At 65.0% G+C, this 15,596-nt stretch carries 17 protein-coding genes; 6 read left to right on the top strand and 11 right to left on the bottom strand.

What is annotated here, in order from left to right; genetic code table 11:
* Positions 1–125 precede the first annotated feature (125 nt).
* Positions 126–830 (bottom strand): glutathione S-transferase family protein, encoded by a 705-nt coding sequence (locus tag C4K27_RS11455; RefSeq protein WP_053260504.1) that lies wholly within the window; start codon positions 828–830, stop codon positions 126–128.
* A 326-nt stretch (positions 831–1,156) separates the two neighbouring features.
* Between C4K27_RS11455 and C4K27_RS11450 the strand changes: the two genes are divergently transcribed.
* A complete protein-coding gene (locus tag C4K27_RS11450; protein WP_007932610.1) occupies positions 1,157–1,831 on the top strand; it encodes a hypothetical protein in 675 nt (224 codons plus the stop codon).
* A 10-nt stretch (positions 1,832–1,841) separates the two neighbouring features.
* Here C4K27_RS11450 and C4K27_RS11445 read toward each other — a convergent pair whose 3' ends face one another.
* The 4 genes from C4K27_RS11445 to C4K27_RS11430 are packed head-to-tail and all read right to left on the bottom strand — an operon-like array spanning position 1,842 to position 5,349.
* On the bottom strand, positions 1,842–3,131 hold the full coding sequence (locus C4K27_RS11445; protein ID WP_053260503.1) for an NAD(P)/FAD-dependent oxidoreductase: 1,290 nt from the start codon (positions 3,129–3,131) through the stop codon (positions 1,842–1,844).
* A complete protein-coding gene (locus C4K27_RS11440; RefSeq protein WP_009048220.1) occupies positions 3,128–3,874 on the bottom strand; it encodes an amino acid ABC transporter ATP-binding protein in 747 nt (248 codons plus the stop codon). The genes C4K27_RS11445 and C4K27_RS11440 overlap by 4 nt, the downstream gene beginning before the upstream one ends.
* Positions 3,871–4,527 carry an amino acid ABC transporter permease gene (locus C4K27_RS11435; RefSeq protein WP_009043142.1) on the bottom strand — a complete coding sequence of 219 codons (657 nt, stop codon included), beginning with the start codon at positions 4,525–4,527 and terminating at the stop codon, positions 3,871–3,873. Before C4K27_RS11435 ends, C4K27_RS11440 begins: the two co-directional genes overlap by 4 nt.
* A gap of 60 nt (positions 4,528–4,587) precedes the next feature.
* Complete coding sequence (locus tag C4K27_RS11430; protein ID WP_053260502.1) at positions 4,588–5,349, bottom strand: ABC transporter substrate-binding protein; 762 nt, start codon at positions 5,347–5,349, stop codon at positions 4,588–4,590.
* A 169-nt stretch (positions 5,350–5,518) separates the two neighbouring features.
* Between C4K27_RS11430 and C4K27_RS11425 the strand changes: the two genes are divergently transcribed.
* Positions 5,519–6,295 (top strand): IclR family transcriptional regulator, encoded by a 777-nt coding sequence (locus C4K27_RS11425; RefSeq protein WP_009043140.1) that lies wholly within the window; start codon positions 5,519–5,521, stop codon positions 6,293–6,295.
* A gap of 183 nt (positions 6,296–6,478) precedes the next feature.
* The gene (locus tag C4K27_RS11420) at positions 6,479–7,534 is read left to right on the top strand and encodes a permease (RefSeq protein WP_007932609.1); all 1,056 of its coding nucleotides are present in this window, start codon (positions 6,479–6,481) and stop codon (positions 7,532–7,534) included.
* Positions 7,535–7,656: 122 nt separating this feature from the next.
* Here C4K27_RS11420 and mnmH read toward each other — a convergent pair whose 3' ends face one another.
* A complete protein-coding gene (mnmH, locus tag C4K27_RS11415) occupies positions 7,657–8,760 on the bottom strand; it encodes a tRNA 2-selenouridine(34) synthase MnmH (protein WP_007932608.1) in 1,104 nt (367 codons plus the stop codon).
* Positions 8,760–9,794: a selenide, water dikinase SelD gene (gene selD / locus C4K27_RS11410; protein WP_053260501.1), complete on the bottom strand. Its 1,035-nt coding sequence runs from the start codon at positions 9,792–9,794 to the stop codon at positions 8,760–8,762. The genes mnmH and selD overlap by 1 nt, the downstream gene beginning before the upstream one ends.
* Before the next feature lie 423 nt (positions 9,795–10,217).
* Between selD and C4K27_RS11405 the strand changes: the two genes are divergently transcribed.
* Both C4K27_RS11405 and C4K27_RS11400 read left to right on the top strand, forming a co-directional pair.
* Positions 10,218–11,174, top strand: a complete 957-nt coding sequence (locus C4K27_RS11405; protein WP_053260500.1) for a nucleoside-specific channel-forming protein Tsx — start codon at positions 10,218–10,220, stop codon at positions 11,172–11,174.
* Positions 11,175–11,197: 23 nt separating this feature from the next.
* The gene (locus tag C4K27_RS11400) at positions 11,198–12,241 is read left to right on the top strand and encodes a purine-nucleoside phosphorylase (RefSeq protein ID WP_053260499.1); all 1,044 of its coding nucleotides are present in this window, start codon (positions 11,198–11,200) and stop codon (positions 12,239–12,241) included.
* Between the two features lie 224 nt (positions 12,242–12,465).
* Here the strand turns inward: C4K27_RS11400 and C4K27_RS11395 are convergent, their stop codons facing one another.
* The 3 genes from C4K27_RS11395 to C4K27_RS11385 all read right to left on the bottom strand — a co-directional run bounded on the left by C4K27_RS11395 (position 12,466) and on the right by C4K27_RS11385 (position 14,758).
* On the bottom strand, positions 12,466–13,422 hold the full coding sequence (locus C4K27_RS11395) for a quinone oxidoreductase family protein (RefSeq protein ID WP_053260498.1): 957 nt from the start codon (positions 13,420–13,422) through the stop codon (positions 12,466–12,468).
* A gap of 43 nt (positions 13,423–13,465) precedes the next feature.
* Positions 13,466–13,639 carry a DUF1427 family protein gene (locus tag C4K27_RS11390; RefSeq protein ID WP_007930748.1) on the bottom strand — a complete coding sequence of 58 codons (174 nt, stop codon included), beginning with the start codon at positions 13,637–13,639 and terminating at the stop codon, positions 13,466–13,468.
* Between the two features lie 339 nt (positions 13,640–13,978).
* Positions 13,979–14,758, bottom strand: coding sequence for an AraC family transcriptional regulator (locus C4K27_RS11385; protein WP_053260497.1), 780 nt, complete (start codon positions 14,756–14,758; stop codon positions 13,979–13,981).
* Between the two features lie 212 nt (positions 14,759–14,970).
* Between C4K27_RS11385 and C4K27_RS11380 the strand changes: the two genes are divergently transcribed.
* Positions 14,971–15,198: a DUF6555 family protein gene (locus tag C4K27_RS11380; RefSeq protein ID WP_007930743.1), complete on the top strand. Its 228-nt coding sequence runs from the start codon at positions 14,971–14,973 to the stop codon at positions 15,196–15,198.
* A gap of 151 nt (positions 15,199–15,349) precedes the next feature.
* On the opposite strand, the gene C4K27_RS11375 is transcribed toward C4K27_RS11380, so the two are convergent.
* Positions 15,350–15,520: a metallothionein gene (locus C4K27_RS11375; RefSeq protein WP_007930741.1), complete on the bottom strand. Its 171-nt coding sequence runs from the start codon at positions 15,518–15,520 to the stop codon at positions 15,350–15,352.
* Between the last annotated feature and the right edge of the window lie 76 nt (positions 15,521–15,596).

Here is a 15,596-nt window from a genome sequence, read left to right as displayed (position 1 = left end):
CCTGCGCTCGACGACGCAGTCGTCGTAGAACCTGACGACGCGGTGTATCTGGCACAACGCATCAGGCCTTTTGCGACGACTGCGTCGTCGAGCGCAGCCTGCGGCAGCGGCTACAGAGAGGGCAGTCAGACGGGCTTGGGGATTTCCAGGCCGCGGATCACCGCCGGGCGCGCGAGGAAACGCTCGAGCACACGCTGCACATTGGGGAAGTCCTTGAAGCCCACCAGATCGCCCGCTTCATAGAAGCCGATCAGGTTGCGCACCCAGGGGAAGGTGGCGATATCGGCGATGGTGTAGCGCTCGCCCATGATCCAGTCGCGGCCTTGCAGGCGGCCCTCGAGCACGCTCAGCAGGCGGCGGGATTCAGCGACGTAGCGGTCGCGCGGACGCTTGTCCTCGTAGTCCTTGCCGGCGAGTTTATTGAAGAAGCCCAGCTGGCCGAACATCGGGCCGATGCCACCCATCTGGAACATCAGCCACTGGATCGTCTCGTAACGCGCCGCGGATTCCTGGGCCAGCAGTTGCCCGCTCTTGTCCGCCAGGTAGATCAGGATCGCCCCCGACTCGAACAGCGCCAGCGGCTGGTCGCCCGGGCCGTGGGGGTCGAGGATCGCCGGGATCTTGTTGTTCGGGTTCAGCGAGAGGAACTCGGGGGACATCTGGTCGTTGGTTTCGAAACTGACGCGATGCGGCTCGTAGGGCAGCCCGATCTCTTCGAGCATGATCGAGACCTTGACGCCGTTGGGAGTCGGCAAGGAATACAGCTGAATCCAGTCGGCGTACTGCGCGGGCCATTTCTGCGTGATGGGGAATGCATGGAGATCGGTCATGACAGGCTTCCAATGACAGTCAGATGAAAGGCCGTGGCCCGGGGCCGGGCGCGACGGCGCTAGATTACAGGCATCGGTCCGCGGCGCGCATTCTTAAATTCGAAACATCCGGTGGTTAAGCTTCCCGGCAGCCAGACAGCGGTGCGGATAAAGTAACGGGGCCACACTCGCAGTCCACGTCGGATCGAACCAAAAGACATCCCGGGACTCTGAGCTACCTACGGGTAGAACACCCGTTCAATGACAGGGAAAACCACACGATGCCGGGAGCTCGCCGTGGAAAGGTTTGTCAGCCTTAACCGATTGCGCTGAAGTACCGACGATCCATGAAGAATCTGCTGAGTTTCACCCAACGCCTGCAACGCCGGTCCTACGTGTTCTTCCCGGCGCTGCTGCTGACCAGTGCGCTGCTGCTGTCGCTGGAGTCCAGCGAAAGTCGCGCCCAGCCGGTGGACGGCACCCAGACCCTGGTCTTTCTGCGCCACGCGGAAAAACCCGCCGGCGGCCTCGGCCAGCTCAACTGCCAGGGCCTGAACCGCGCCATCGACCTGGCATCCCTGCTGCCGGAAAAATTCGGCAAGGCCAATTACGTGTTCGCCGCCAACCCGACGCGCAATGTCGAGGAAGGTGAGCTCGACAACTCCTACAGCTACATCCGCCCGCTGATGACCATCAGCCCCAGCGCCATCAAGCTCGGCCTGCCAGTGAACATCGAATTCTCGGCCAACGACACCAGCGAACTGGCCGATGAGCTGCTGCATGACCGCTACCACAACTCGATCATCTACACCGCCTGGTCCCACGGCTACCTGCCGGAACTGATCAACAAGGTGGCGCGCGAAGCCGTCGGCGAGAAACGCACCATCACCGACGACTGGGCCTCCAACGACTTCGACTCGCTCTACGTGCTGACCCTGACCTGGCACAACGGCAAGGCCACCCTCGACAGCCGCAGCTACAAGCAGGGCCTGGATAACGGCGAGGAAAACTGCCCGACCTGATACGCCGCCCTCAGCGCAGGGCGTCCAGCAGGCGGTACCAGGCGATCCCCGCCCCCAGGTACAGGCGCTGCAAGCCATGCAGCGGAATCGGCCGGATCGGCGTCACCGGAAACGGAAATTCACTGCTCGCCCCCGACAGCCGCGCCGCCAGGTGCTTGCCCAGGGCCGTGGACAAGGCGATGCCGCGACCGTTGTAGCCGAGCAGGATCGACAACCCCGGCTGCGGCTCATGCAGTTGCGGCAGGAAACTCTGGTTCAACGCCACCCGCCCGCTCCAGCGATACTCGATGGGCGTGCCCGCCAACTGCGGAAACAAGCCCAGCAACGAACGTTCCAGATGACGCCAGTCGCCGCTGTGGCTCGGTTCGGAAAACGGTCCGCGCCCCCCCAGCAACAAGCGCCCCTGGGCATCCTGTTTGAAATACAGCAACAGGCGCCGGGCGTCGGAACAGACCTCGCCGTTCGGCAGGATGCCCTGACGCAGCTCGGCCGACAGCGGGCGGGTGGCGATGATGAAACTGTTGGCAGCAATCACCGTCTGCCGCAGCCGTGGCCACAGGTCGTCGGTGTAGCCATTGGTCGCCAGCACCACGCGCTGGGCCTGGACCCGATGGCCCTGGGCGGTGCGCAGCTGCCACTGCCCGCCTTCGCGCTGCAAAGCCTCGACCCGAGTCTGCCCGTGAATCCGCACGCCCTGCTGCTGCGCCACCCTGGCCAGGCCGCGCGCATAGTTCAGCGGGTGCAGGCTGCCGGCGCGCGGATCGACCCAGCCGCCGAGGTAGTTCTGGCTGCCGATGCGCCGACCGACGGCGGCGCGATCGAGCAACTCCACCGCCACCCCGCGCCGGCGCCACTGTTCGGCGCGCTGTTCGATGGCCTGCAGGGAACTGGCGGAAAACGCCGGTTGAATCCAGCCCTTGCGCGTCGCATCACAAGCGATGCGATGCTGCTCGATCAGGGCGAACACTTCGTCGGCGGCCGAGCCGGCCGCCTCCAGCATGGCTTCGGCGCGGGCCGCGCCGAACTTGGCCAGCAACTGATCCGGGTCGTACTTGAGCCCGGGAATCACCTGCCCGCCGTTGCGTCCGGAGGCACCCCAACCCGGCTCCCCGGCGTCCAGCACACAGACGCTGACCCCGGCCTCGGCCAGGCGCAGCGCGGTCACCAGCCCGGTGTAGCCGGCGCCGACTATGGCCACGTCGACCCGCAGGTCTTCGGCCAGCGCCGGGGTCTCGACCGCCGCCGTCGCCGTGGCGGCCCACAAGGAAGGCGGCAGGCGCAAGGTTTCGGCGGCCTTCATGCCTGCACCTCCGCGCCCTGGTTGAGCAGGCGCTTGAGGAAGTCCTGGGTGCGCGGATGGCGCGGCGCGCTCAGCACCTGCTTCGCCGGCCCGGCCTCGACGATCTTGCCGCTGTGGAGGAAACACACCTTGTCCGCCACGTCCTGGGCAAAGCCCATTTCGTGGGTGACCACGATCATGGTCATGCCTTCGTCGGCGAGCTTGCGCATCACCGCCAGCACCTCGCCCACCAGCTCCGGGTCCAGCGCCGAGGTCGGCTCGTCGAACAGGATCGCCTGCGGGTCCATGGCCAGGGCCCGGGCAATCGCCACCCGCTGCTGCTGGCCGCCGGACAGTTCGTCCGGATAGGCATGCATGCGATGGGCCAGGCCGACCTTTTCCAACAGCGCCTCGGCCCGCTCCCGAGCCTGCTGCGGGTTCTGCTTCTTCACGTAGATCGGCCCTTCGGTGACGTTCTGCAACGCGGTGCGATGGGGGAACAGGTTGAAGCGCTGGAACACCATGGCCACCTGGGTGCGCAGCTGATGAATGGTCTTGCCATGGCGGTCGACCCGCTCGCCGCTGACCAGGATGTCGCCCTGCTCGTAGCTTTCCAGGCCGTTGATGCAGCGCAGCAGGGTCGACTTGCCGGACCCCGAGGGTCCGATCAGGCACACCACTTCCCCGCTCTGCACGCTCAGGTCGATGCCTTCGAGTACCGCCACGTTGCCGAAGCTCTTGTGTACGCCCTTGATCTCGATCATGACTTTCTCCGGGTGCTGAAGCGCGCCTCCAGGCGACGCAGGGCAAAGGACAACGGCAAGCTCAGGGCCAGGTAGAGCAAGGCCACCAGGGTGTAGACGGTCATGTTCTCGAAGGTCGAGGACGCGATGAGCTGACCGGCGCGGGTCATCTCGGCCACGGTGATGGTGGACACCAGCGAGGAGTCCTTGAGCATCATCACCAGGGTGTTGCCATAGGGCGGCAAGGCGATGCGAAAGGCCTGGGGCAGGACCACCCGGCGCATGATCATGCCGCCGCGCATGCCGATGGATTCGGCCGCCTCGATCTGCCCCTGGTGAATGGCCTGGATGCCGGCGCGGAAGTTCTCCGCCTGGTACGCCGAGTAGGCGATGCCCAGGCCAATCACCCCGGCCTGCATGGCCGTGAGCTGGATGCCGAAATCCGGCAGCACGAAGTAGATGTAGAACAGCTGCACGATGATCGGCAGGCCGCGAATGACGTTGACCACGCCAATCGCGAACAGGGAGATCGAGCGCACCTTGGACACCATCATCAAGGCGAATACCAGGCCGATCAGCGAGCTGAGCACAAAGGAGCCGGCCGTGACCTGCAAGGTGACCACCGCCCCTTTCAGCAGAATGGGGAGGAAGTCCAGAGCGTTCTGGAGAAACATAGGAGGACCTGCGCAATCAGGAGTGAAGCGACCCCGCCGGACGGCCGGGCCGCGGGGTGGTCAGTTGAGCTTCCACTTCTCGATGATCCGCTCCAGGGAGCCGTCGGCCTTGATCGCCGCGATGCCGCGGTTGACCTCGTCCAGGGTCTGCGCATCGCCCTTGCGCACGATCAGGCAGACATCGCCCATCACCACCGGTTGGTAGCTTTTCACCAGCTGCACCTTGTTCTGGGTGCCCTGGGCCAGTTGGTAGGCGACGATCGGCCGGTCGGCGAAACCGGCCTTGATCCGCCCCAGCGCCAGGTCGCGCAGCAGGTCGGGGATCGAGTCGTAGCCGCGCACTTCCTTGAAAATCCCGCGCTTGTTCAACTCATCGATGAACACCGTACCGACCTGGGCGCCGACCACCTGGTCCTTGAAGTCCTCCATGCGGGTGTAGGCGGTGTTGTCGTCGGCGCGCACGATCAGCCCCTCGCCATAGCTGAACACCGGGTTGGAGTACTGCACCACCTTCTCCCGCGCCGGGGTGCGCAGCATGGCGGCAGAAATGATGTCGATCTTGTTCGAGGTCAGCGAGGGAATCAGCGCGGCGAAGGTGGTCTGCTGGATGTCCACCTCGAAGCCGCCGGCCTGGCCCACCGCACGGGCGGCGTCGATCATCATGCCTTCGATACTCTGGCTCTTGACGTCGAGAAAGGTGAAGGGAATGCCGGTGGCGGTGGCGCCGACCTTGTACACCGGCGCGGCGCCGGCACTGACAGAACCGACGAGGCCGGCGGTGAGTGCGCAGCACAATGCAAGGACACGAAAACGCTTTTGCATGGCGAATCTCCCATTGGACGATTTTATTGTTGGAAGTCCGTGATGGTTGGCCTCTGAAAGTGGGGGCAGGAGGCATGGGCTCGACTATAAACAATTTACAAAAATCGTAAATAGATTTATAAATATCGAATATCGATATTTAAAACACAAAAAATCCAAAGGAACCGCCATGAGCGACACCCCCAATAGCCTGTTCAATCAGTCGCTGGAAAAAGGCCTGGCGGTCCTGCGCGCCTTCAACGCTGCCCAACGGACCATGAACCTGGCGGAAATCGCCGAGGCCGCCGAGATCAACAAAAGCTCGGCGCAACGCATGATCCACACCCTGGAGCAGCTCGGTTACGTGCGTAAGCACCCGCAGACCAAACGCTTCCAGCTGACCCCGCGGGTGATGGAGATCGGCTACAACTACCTCGCCGCCGACACCCTGGTGGACGTGGCCAACCCGTTCCTTGCCGAACTGGCCCAGGTCACCGGCGAAACCACCAACCTCACCGAGCCCGATGGCCTGGACATGGTCTATGTCGCGCGCTTCGTGGCGCCCAAGTTCATTCCGATCCACATGCCCATCGGCAGCCGCATTCCGATGTACTGCACCGGCTCCGGCCGCGCCTACCTCAGCGCCCTGCCCGACCAGGAAGCCCTGGCGATGCTCCAGGCCAGCGACCGCCAGGCCCATACCCGGCATACCCTGACCGGGATCGACGCGATCCATGGGGAAATCGTCGCCACCCGCCAGCGCGGTTACGCCCTGAACCAGGAAGAGCTGTTTCTCGGCGACATGAGCATCGCCGCGCCGATTATCGGCAGCCAGGGCCTGCCGGTGGCCGCCGTGCACGTGGTGATCCCCAGCAGCCGCTGGACCCTGGAAGAAGCCGAACGCAAGCTGGCGCCTTCGGTGATCGAGTGCGCCCGGGCGATTCGCACCTCGATTCGTACCCTCTGAGTGGCCATGACCCTTTTGTAGTCGCCGGTGCGGATTCCGGGATTTGGCCCGGCACTCCGTGTTGCGAGGTTTTACCACCGCTGCGCGGTCGATCGCAGCCTTCGGCAGCGGCTACACAGGCGCGCAAGGTGCGCGAGTAGGCTAAGATTCGCGACCTAACGTCATTGCCCGGAATCACTGTTCATGTCCAGCCTTGCCCCTGCCAGCCCCGTCCGGGGCTGGTCGTTCTGGTGGAAACCCGCCCTGTTCGTCCTGGTGGCGTGCGTCGGCCTCTACTTCGTCAAGTGGTCGCCCTACTACGCCAAGGCCTTTATCGCCGCCGACAGCCACAGCATCGGCGCCTCGATCATCAACGATCAGCCCTCCTCGCCTCTGAACGCCGCCCTGGCCTACGCCCAGGTGTATTTCCTGGCGATCTGGAAGGCCGCGGTGCTGGCGGTGATCCTCGGTTCGCTGCTGCAAGTGCTGATCCCGCGGGACTGGCTGCTGCGCCTGTTCGGCCGCGCCGGTTTCGGCTCGACCTTGCGCGGCGGCCTGTTCGCCCTGCCGGGCATGATGTGTTCCTGCTGCGCCGCGCCCGTGGCGGCGAGCATGCGCCGGCAGAATGTCTCGGTGGGCGCGGCGCTGGCCTTCTGGATCGCCAACCCGGTACTCAACCCGGCGACCCTGGTGTTCATGGGCTTTGTCCTGGGATGGGGTTTCACCGCGCTGCGGCTGGTGGCGGGCATCGTGCTGGTGCTGGGAGTGTCGCTGGTGGCCCAGCGCATCGCCCGTCCCGAGCAACTGCCGGAAGCGGCGGTGGAGGCCGTGGTCGAGGCCAGCACGGGCAATGAAGGTGCGTTCTTTAGCCGCTGGGCACGCAGCCTGTGGCAACTGTTCTGGAGCACCATTCCGATCTATGTGCTGGCGGTGCTGGTGCTGGGCGCGGCGCGGGTCTGGCTGTTCCCCCATGTCGAGGGCGCGATTGGCGACAGCCTGCTGTGGCTGGTGCCGCTGGCGATTGTCGGCACGTTGTTCGTGATTCCCACCGCCGCGGAAATCCCCATCGTGCAGACCATGATGACCCTGGGCATGGGCACCGGCCCGGCGGTGGCCTTGCTGATGACCCTGCCGAGCATCAGCCTGCCGTCGCTTTTGATGCTGCGCAAGGATTTCGACGCGCGGGTGCTGATGACCGTCGCCGGCCTGACCATGCTGATTGGCGTGGTGTGCGGGTTGATTGGCGCGGCGCTGTTGTAACCCAAGGTTCGATGGCGTCCGCCTGGACGTCATCGCGAGCAAGCTCGCTCCTACATGGTTAGCGCCCCCCGTAGGAGCGAGCTTGCCCGCGATGGGGCCAAAGGCCCCGCCCTTCTACCGACTCAACCGCGCTGACGAGCGCGCTCGCGCAAATACTCCAGCACCGCCGCCTGCTCGCCGACGAACTCGATGCGCGCGCCCTTGCTTTCGCGCTGGAAGGCATACATCGGGTCGTAATATTCCTTGAGCAAGCCTTCGATCCAGGCCCGGTGCAGGTCCACGCTGCCGCTGCGGGCCTGCTCGGCCAGGGCGGCCTCCAGCAGCTGGTACAGGCGCTGGTGACGCTCGCCCCCCAGGCGTTTGCGGATGTTGTTCAGGCTTTCCAGCAGGCGCTCGGAAAACCGCGCGAAACCGTCCTCGCCATGCACCGCGACGAACTCCGCGCACAGGTCGATCACGTAGTCGCGCAGGATCCGCTCGACCCGCCCCTCCAGGCCATCCTCCAGCCAGACCATCGGGAAACGCTGCATGCCCTGGTACAGCGGCAACGGCAAGGCGCAGCTGCCGATCATGCGGTTCTCGTCTTCCAGCACGAACCCGCCGATGCCGCGCTCGCGCTTTTTCAGGATGTCCACCGCCAGGCGGTTCTCGAAGTCGATGTTCGACGGCTGGCCGCTGGCGCGCTTGCCGAAACTGGAGCCACGATGGTTGGCGTGGCCTTCCAGGTCCAGGCCGTTGGCCAGTTGGTTGAGCACCTCGGTCTTGCCAATGCCGGTCATGCCGCCGAGCAGGACAAAATCACACTCGGCCACCGCTCCTTCGAGGGTGTCGAGCAGGAAGGTACGCATGGCCTTGTAGCCGCCGCCGACCCGCGGGTAGTCGATGCCGGCCTCGTCCTTGAGCCACTGCTGGACGATCTGCGAACGCAGGCCGCCGCGGAAGCAATACAGGTAGCCGTCGGGGTGGGCCCGGGCGAAGTCGGCCCAGGCCTGGATGCGTTCGGCCTTGATCGCCCCGGACACCAACTGGTGCCCGAGGACGATCGCCGCCTGCTGGCCCTGCTGCTTGTAGCAGGTGCCGACCCGCTGTCGTTCGTGGTCGGTCATCAGCGGCAGGTTGACCACCCCGGGAAAGGCGCCCTTGCTGAATTCGACCGGCGCACGGGTATCCATCATCGGCCGGTCGTTGAGGAAGATTTCGCGGTAGTCGGTAATATCGATGGGCATCAGATCACCTCGACCGCGGTGCTCTGTCGTTCCACCAGCTCACCGATCGGCGCCAGTTCCAGGCCCAGTTCGGCGGCCAGCGCGAGGAAGGCCGCATTGCCTTCCGGGGTGACAGCGATCAACAGCCCGCCACTGGTCTGCGGGTCGCACAGCACCAGCTTGTGCAGGGCCTGGATACGCCCGAGCTTGTCGGCGTAGCTGTCGAAATTGCGCTGGGTGCCGCCCGGTATGCAGCCCTGGTCCAGGTAGTACTCGACCCCGGGCAGGCGCGGCACGCGATCGTAGTGAATGCGCGCGGTCAGGCCGCTGCCATCGGCCATTTCCACCAGGTGCCCGAGCAGGCCGAAACCGGTGACGTCGGTCATCGCGGTCACGCCGTCAAGCTTGCCGAAGCGGCTGCCGGGCTTGTTCAGGGTGCACATCCAGTCGCGGGCCAGGCCGACGTCGGCGCTGCGCAGCTTGCCCTTCTTCTCGGCCGTGGTCAGCACGCCGATGCCCAGGGGCTTGGTCAGGTACAGCAGGCAACCGGCGGTGGCGGTGTCGTTGCGCTTCATATGGCGCTTTTCCACCAGGCCGGTCACGGCCAGGCCGAAGATCGGTTCCGGGGCGTCGATCGAATGGCCGCCGGCCAGGGGGATGCCAGCCGCGTCGCACACCGCGCGGCCGCCGCGAATCACCTCGCGGGCGATTTCCGGCGCCAGCACGTTCACCGGCCAGCCAAGGATGGCGATGGCCATCAACGGGTCGCCGCCCATGGCGTAGATATCACTGATGGCATTGGTCGCGGCGATGCGCCCGAAGTCGAACGGGTCGTCGACGATCGGCATGAAAAAGTCGGTGGTCGAGACCACGCCGCGCTCTTCGTCGATGGCGTACACCGCCGCGTCGTCGCGCGAGGCGTTGCCGACCCAGAGTTTCGGGTCGAGGTTCTGCGCACCGCTGCCGGCCAGAATCACCTCCAGGACCTGGGGAGAAATCTTGCAACCGCAACCCGCGCCGTGGCTGTACTGGGTCAGGCGAATCGGCTCGCTCATGGGGCACCTCTGGAAGTCGTGGAGCGGCGATTCTAGCAGAGCGACCCGAGCAGAACGTCAAGCACCCTTTCCCTGCACTGCAGAACCAGCATCGAACGAACGCAGCCAGATAGTCAGCGAATACTCGACCCGAGGCCGCGAAGGTCGTTGGTTGCCATCACCTCGATGATTGAACGAGGGCGCATCGGCCCTGTGCCAGGCGCCAGCGCCTTCGCCCTTTCTTTGCGCACAACGCCCAGGCGCGGTGCAACGTCCTGACCGAAAAGACAGCTTATGGGTAGGTTTCACCTTTATTTCAATCAGATACTTCAAGTTGGTACAGCATATGCAAACGTTTGCGAGGTCAGCCTTCGAGAGCTTTCGCCGCCAGTTCGGCCAGGCCGGGCCACTCGGGCTTCAGAACCGCACGAACAGGGATTTTCAATGCACGTACCTTTCACCCCCTCCGCGTCCCGCCACACCTTGGTTGTTTCCTTGCTACTAAGCGCCGTTACAGGACTACTCAGCGCTACCGCCCAGGCCGAGGAAAAAACCCTCGACGACTCGGCCCAGGGCGAGAGCCTGAGCCCCGCTGCCGCACCGGCGAAACCAGGCCCCTACCTGTCGGACTGGTACAACCAGGACCTGACCCTGATCGGCAGCAAGGACATCAGTTTCGGCCCGCAGCCGGCCGACGATATCTACCTGGAGTACGAGTACTTCGGTCGCAAGGGGCCGTTCGAGCTGTACGGCTACATCGACATCCCGAAGATCTTCAACATCGGCAACAGCCACGACAAAGGCGTGTGGGACCACGGCTCGCCGGTGTTCATGGAGCACGAGCCGCGGATCTCCATCGACTACCTGGCCGGGCGCAGCCTGGCCATCGGCCCGTTCAAGGAGTGGTACGTGGCGTTCGACTGGATCTACGACCACGGCAGCAACAGCGCCAACCGCGCCAATACCCTGTACAGCGGCCTGGGCACCGACATCGACACCCATTCGCGGGTCAACCTGTCGGCCAACTTCTACGGGCGCTACCAATGGGAGAACTACGGCGCCAGCAATGAATACTCCTGGGACGGCTACCGCGCCCAGCTCAAGTACATCGTGCCCATCAGCAAGTTCGGCAACGGCGCGTCGCTGACCTATATCGGCTTCACCAACTTCGATTTCGGCTCGGACCTGCACAAGGACAACCCGGCCCGCACCGCCAATGCCACGGTAGCCACCAATGTGCTGCTGTACTCCTTCACCCACCTGCGGTTCACTCTGGTCGGCCGTTACTTCCACAACGGCGGCAACTGGCAGGACGGCAGCGAGCTGAATTTCGGCGATGGCGATTTCCGCGCCCGGTCCAATGGCTGGGGTTATTACGCCGGCATCGGTTACCAGTTCTGATCACTCAAGCAATGGAGGCTTTCATGCACGCGATGACCCGTCTTTCCCTTTCCGTGGGCCTGGCCTGCGGCGCCCTGCTCGCGTCGACGGCCTGGGCCGCCGAGGCCCCGGCGACCCCGATCAAACCCAAGGTGATGCTGATCACCATGTTCGCCCCCGAGGCCCAGCACTGGATCGAGCGCCTGGAGCTGAAGCAGGAAGTGCGCGTACCCGGCCTGTCGGCGGAGTACCCGGCGATTCGTTGTAACACCAAGGACGTCTGCCTGCTGGTCACCGGCATGGGCCAGACCAACGCCGCGGCCTCGACCCTGGCACTGGCGCTGTCGCCGAAATTCGACCTGCGCAAAAGCTATTTCCTGGTCGCCGGGATCGCCGGCATCAGCCCTAAACACGGGACCATCGGCACCACTGCCTGGGCCCATTACCTGGTGGAATTCGGTACCCAGTGGGAACTGGATTCGCGGGACGCGCCCAAGGACTGGCCGACCGGCTACCTGGGCATCAATACCAAAGGCCCGAACGAGAAACCGCCGCTGGACTACAAGACCGAAGTCTTCGAACTCAACCCGAAACTCCAGGCCAAGGCCTTCGCCCTGTCGCGTCGGGTAAGCCTGAGCGAAAGCAAGGAATCGGCGGCCTGGCGCCTCAAGTACCCGGCGGCCCCGGCCAACCAGCCGCCGGTGGTGACCCAGTGCGACACCCTGGCGGGCAACACCTGGTTCTCCGGCACGCGCCTGAGCGAGCGGGCCGAGGTCTGGACCCGCCTGCTGACCGACAACAAGGGCGAGTACTGCACCACCCAGCAGGAAGACAACTCGACCTACGAGGCCCTGCTGCGCGCCAGCCGCGAAGGCCGGGTGGACGTGCAGCGGCTGGCGGTGGTCCGCGCCGGCTCCGACTTCGACCGCCCCGAGCCAGGCGGCAGCGAGGTCGACAACCTGCTCAAGTACGCCGACCAGGGCGGTTTCGTCCCGGCCCTGGAAAACCTCTATCGCACCGGCAACCCGCTGGTGCAGGACATCCTGAAGAACTGGTCGGCGTGGGAGAAAGGCGTGCCGGAGGCGTAAACCAACCTGTAGCCGCTGCCGCAGGCTGCGATCGACCCGAAGGGGCGTGGCGATCTTGCGATTGCCGAGGTCCTGCGGACCTATCGCAGCCTGCGGCAGCGGCTACATAAAGCCGATTGATGTGGCGATCTTGCGATTGTTGAGGTCCTGCGGACCTATCGCAGCCTTCGGCAGCGGCTACACAAAGCCGTGCCAGCCTGCCGATTCAGGCAGGTTGGCCACCCTTATGGCAACAGAATCACCTTCTCGCCGCTGCCCTTGTTCACCTCGTGATAACGCTCGACGCCCTGCTCCAGCGGCGATTCGAACAGCCCCTGCGGCAACGGCAACAGCCCCTCATCGAAGAACCGGCCGAACTGCTCGAGCATGGCCGCGCAGGCCTGCACGCCGTACAGCAACGAGTTGATCCCGACCACCGAACCGCCCTTGCGATACAGGCCCAGGGCCGGCAGTTGCACATGACCGTCCACCGGCGCGGCGATGATGGCGATGCGGCCGAACGGCGCCAGGGCCGCGACCGAGGCCGGCAGCCAGAAACCGGTGGTGTCGAAGATCACCTCGGCGCCGCCGGCGAACACCTCGTTGACCTGCGCCCCGAGGTCTTCCGGCTGGTCCAGCTGCACGGTCTGGAACCCCTGCGCCTGCAAGGCCTTGACCTGCTCCGGGCGCCGCGCGGCGGCCAGCACCCGGGCTCCGCGAACCTTCGCCAGGGCCAGGGCGGCGCTGCCCACCGCCCCACCGCCAATCACCAGCAAAGTGGTGCCGGCGCTTACCCCACTGCGTTCCAGGGCATCCCAGGCGGTGGTGTAAGGCACGCCCAGGCTGGCGGCCTGGGCGAAGCTCAGCTGCGCCGGCTTGTGCGCCACGCCCTTGGCCGACAGCGCCACGTACTGGGCATGGGAGCCGTCCGCGTAGAACCCCAGCTCCTTGCCGGTGCCCCAGACCTCCTGTCCCACCCACTCCTGCGGCCCCTCCACCACCACTCCGGCAAAGTCCCGCCCGGGAATACGCGGCACGGTGGTGTAGGGAAAACGCCCGAGCACGTTTTTCACGTCGCTGGGGTTGAGGCCGGCAGCCTTGATCCGCACCAGTACCTGATCGGCGGCCGGCACCGGGGTCGGCACCTCGACGTAGTGCAGCGACGAGAGATCGCCGGTCTTGGAAAATTGCAGGGCGTGCATAAGCACCTCCATGAACAGGAATACATAAAAGAATCGAAAGACCTCAGGACAACCAGTTGCTCACCAGCTGCCGACCCATGGGCCACAGCTGTTCGCCGGCAAGCATGCCGAGTAGCCCGACCAGGGCGATGGCCGGCGGCGCCGGCGAGCGAAAATTCAAGGCGCCGTAGAGCAATCCGACGCCGAGGCCGATGGCCAGGGAGATGAGGTAATGCATGACGAACTCCAGGCAGTGCGCCGCGCCAGAGCGGCGACGATTGGGCATGCCGGGAGTCTAGGGAACGCCGAACCGGGCAACCGGCCAAGCACTTCAGGATTTCGGCCAATCTGTGGGTGGGCGCCGTGGCGGCCTGGTTGGTTGGCGATGCCGATACTGTGGTGTGCCAGACAGGACGCTATCGCGAGCAAGCTTCGCTCCTACAGAAGAGGTGCGGGCAGGCCGCTATTTCGTGGAGGCCGCCTACCCGTAGGAGCGAAGCTTGCTCGCGATGACGGCAGGCCTGCCTACCGCAGCGCCTGCATCGCCAACACACTTTGCGCCCACAGGAAGCGCGGCTCAGGCGCGGGCTTCCCCGGCCGCGTATTGCGACGGGGCCAGCCCCAGCTCGCGGCGGAACATGTCGCTGAAGCTACCGGGGGAATACCCCAGCTCACGGGCGATGGTGCCGACCGGCACGCCCTGGATCAGCTCGGCGGCAGCCGTGGCCAGCTGCACCTGGCGACGCCACTCGGCGAAGCCCATGCCCAGGCCGTCCTTGAACAGCCGCGCCAGGGTGCGCACGCTGGCGCCCGCCGCCTCGGCGTGGCGTTCGAAGGGAATGTCCAGGGAAGGCGCGGCCATCACCGCCTGGCAGAGGCTGATCAGGCGCCGGTCGGAACTGTCCGGCAGGACGATCTTCAACCGCGAGCGCCGGGCGCGCTTGAGCTCCAGCAGGGCCAGGCCCACCAGCGCGTCGTAGTACTCCGGCTGCGGCGCGCCGTCATGCTCCACCAGGCGTACGATCAGCTCGCGCAGCAGGTTGTCCACCTGCAACACCTGCACCTGGCTGTCGAGGGTCGCCGCCAGGCACGGGCGCAGATAGATATTGCGCATCTGCAGGTCGGTGACCACGCGGATCCCGTGGGGCACGCCCGGCGGCAACCACACCGCCCGTTGCGGCGGCACCACCAGCGCCTCGTTCGGCGTCTCGACCCACATCACCCCGCTCATGGCGTACAGCAGCTGCCCCCAGGCATGTTCGTGGGGCTCGATGAACAGGCCACGCGGATAGGTGCGCGCCAGGGGTTGCACCGGTACGTCGGTGTCGCTGAGGTCGGGAGGTGCGGCAAGGGCCATGGCCGGGCATCGTCGTCAAGCAAGGGGGCCCATGGTAACCCCGTCGATCCGCCTGGAAAACCGCGAGAAAACATCCGAACGGGCGCCGCAGCGACAGGCAATAAGCCGTTCGGATGCTCGCCCGACCGCTGATACCCTTGCTCGACAATCCGAGTGAATTTTTCCCTGCCCGCGCGGGTCACTAAACCATCACAGGGAGGATTGATAGCTCTATGAACAACGCAAAACTTTTCGTCATCGAATACACCCTGCACGGCACCCCCAAGTCCTTCATCATCCGCTCGGAGAAGATGGACAACGCCGAGGCGTGGCACTGGGCAAGCTGCGACGCCGGTGTCGGCCGCATCGGCCGCTTTGGCCTGGAACGGGTGAAAAAGACCAGCAAGCCCCTGGCGGAAAAATTCGGTATCGAGAACGTCACCTGGCGACCGTCGACCTGAGCCAAGCGAGGTCGATGCCTTGTGCGGCGTGTGCTGCCAAAGCCGCCGGCCAGCCGCCTTGCCAGCGAAACCACTACCTGCACCTGCGCAATTGAAAGTGGAGCCACGACAGGCTCCACTGTTTTTTTCGCCCCGCCACTGTTGCAGCACGTCAGTGATGCGCGCCCTTGGCGCAATCGCAGCCTTCGGTGGAGGCGCAGGGTTCGCCGTTGGCGTGGTGGCTGGCGCAGGCCTGGCAGCAGTAGTGCTTGCCGTGACGCACGATGGCATGGGCGCCGACCTTGCAGGTGCAGCCCGGACAGGCACAAGTCTCATTGGACATAAGGTGACTCCTTTGTGGTGGTCGTCGACGACGCGGATGTTGCCGCGTCTCTAGCAGTGTAGTAACTGCCCATCGC

The organism is Pseudomonas chlororaphis subsp. chlororaphis (assembly GCF_003945765.1).
In the GTDB taxonomy this organism is placed as follows: domain Bacteria; phylum Pseudomonadota; class Gammaproteobacteria; order Pseudomonadales; family Pseudomonadaceae; genus Aquipseudomonas; species Aquipseudomonas chlororaphis.
The sequence above is the reverse complement of the archived record's forward strand: the minus strand, read 5'-3'. Positions and strand labels throughout refer to the sequence as shown.

Coding starts and splice junctions, on each gene's coding strand:
- C4K27_RS11455 (WP_053260504.1), bottom strand. CDS start 830: ATGACCGATCTCCATGCATTCCCCATCACGCAGAAATGGCCCGCGCAG.
- C4K27_RS11450 (WP_007932610.1), top strand. CDS start 1,157: ATGAAGAATCTGCTGAGTTTCACCCAACGCCTGCAACGCCGGTCCTAC.
- C4K27_RS11445 (WP_053260503.1), bottom strand. CDS start 3,131: ATGAAGGCCGCCGAAACCTTGCGCCTGCCGCCTTCCTTGTGGGCCGCC.
- C4K27_RS11440 (WP_009048220.1), bottom strand. CDS start 3,874: ATGATCGAGATCAAGGGCGTACACAAGAGCTTCGGCAACGTGGCGGTA.
- C4K27_RS11435 (WP_009043142.1), bottom strand. CDS start 4,527: ATGTTTCTCCAGAACGCTCTGGACTTCCTCCCCATTCTGCTGAAAGGG.
- C4K27_RS11430 (WP_053260502.1), bottom strand. CDS start 5,349: ATGCAAAAGCGTTTTCGTGTCCTTGCATTGTGCTGCGCACTCACCGCC.
- C4K27_RS11425 (WP_009043140.1), top strand. CDS start 5,519: ATGAGCGACACCCCCAATAGCCTGTTCAATCAGTCGCTGGAAAAAGGC.
- C4K27_RS11420 (WP_007932609.1), top strand. CDS start 6,479: ATGTCCAGCCTTGCCCCTGCCAGCCCCGTCCGGGGCTGGTCGTTCTGG.
- mnmH (WP_007932608.1), bottom strand. CDS start 8,760: ATGCCCATCGATATTACCGACTACCGCGAAATCTTCCTCAACGACCGG.
- selD (WP_053260501.1), bottom strand. CDS start 9,794: ATGAGCGAGCCGATTCGCCTGACCCAGTACAGCCACGGCGCGGGTTGC.
- C4K27_RS11405 (WP_053260500.1), top strand. CDS start 10,218: ATGCACGTACCTTTCACCCCCTCCGCGTCCCGCCACACCTTGGTTGTT.
- C4K27_RS11400 (WP_053260499.1), top strand. CDS start 11,198: ATGCACGCGATGACCCGTCTTTCCCTTTCCGTGGGCCTGGCCTGCGGC.
- C4K27_RS11395 (WP_053260498.1), bottom strand. CDS start 13,422: ATGCACGCCCTGCAATTTTCCAAGACCGGCGATCTCTCGTCGCTGCAC.
- C4K27_RS11390 (WP_007930748.1), bottom strand. CDS start 13,639: ATGCATTACCTCATCTCCCTGGCCATCGGCCTCGGCGTCGGATTGCTC.
- C4K27_RS11385 (WP_053260497.1), bottom strand. CDS start 14,758: ATGGCCCTTGCCGCACCTCCCGACCTCAGCGACACCGACGTACCGGTG.
- C4K27_RS11380 (WP_007930743.1), top strand. CDS start 14,971: ATGAACAACGCAAAACTTTTCGTCATCGAATACACCCTGCACGGCACC.
- C4K27_RS11375 (WP_007930741.1), bottom strand. CDS start 15,520: ATGTCCAATGAGACTTGTGCCTGTCCGGGCTGCACCTGCAAGGTCGGC.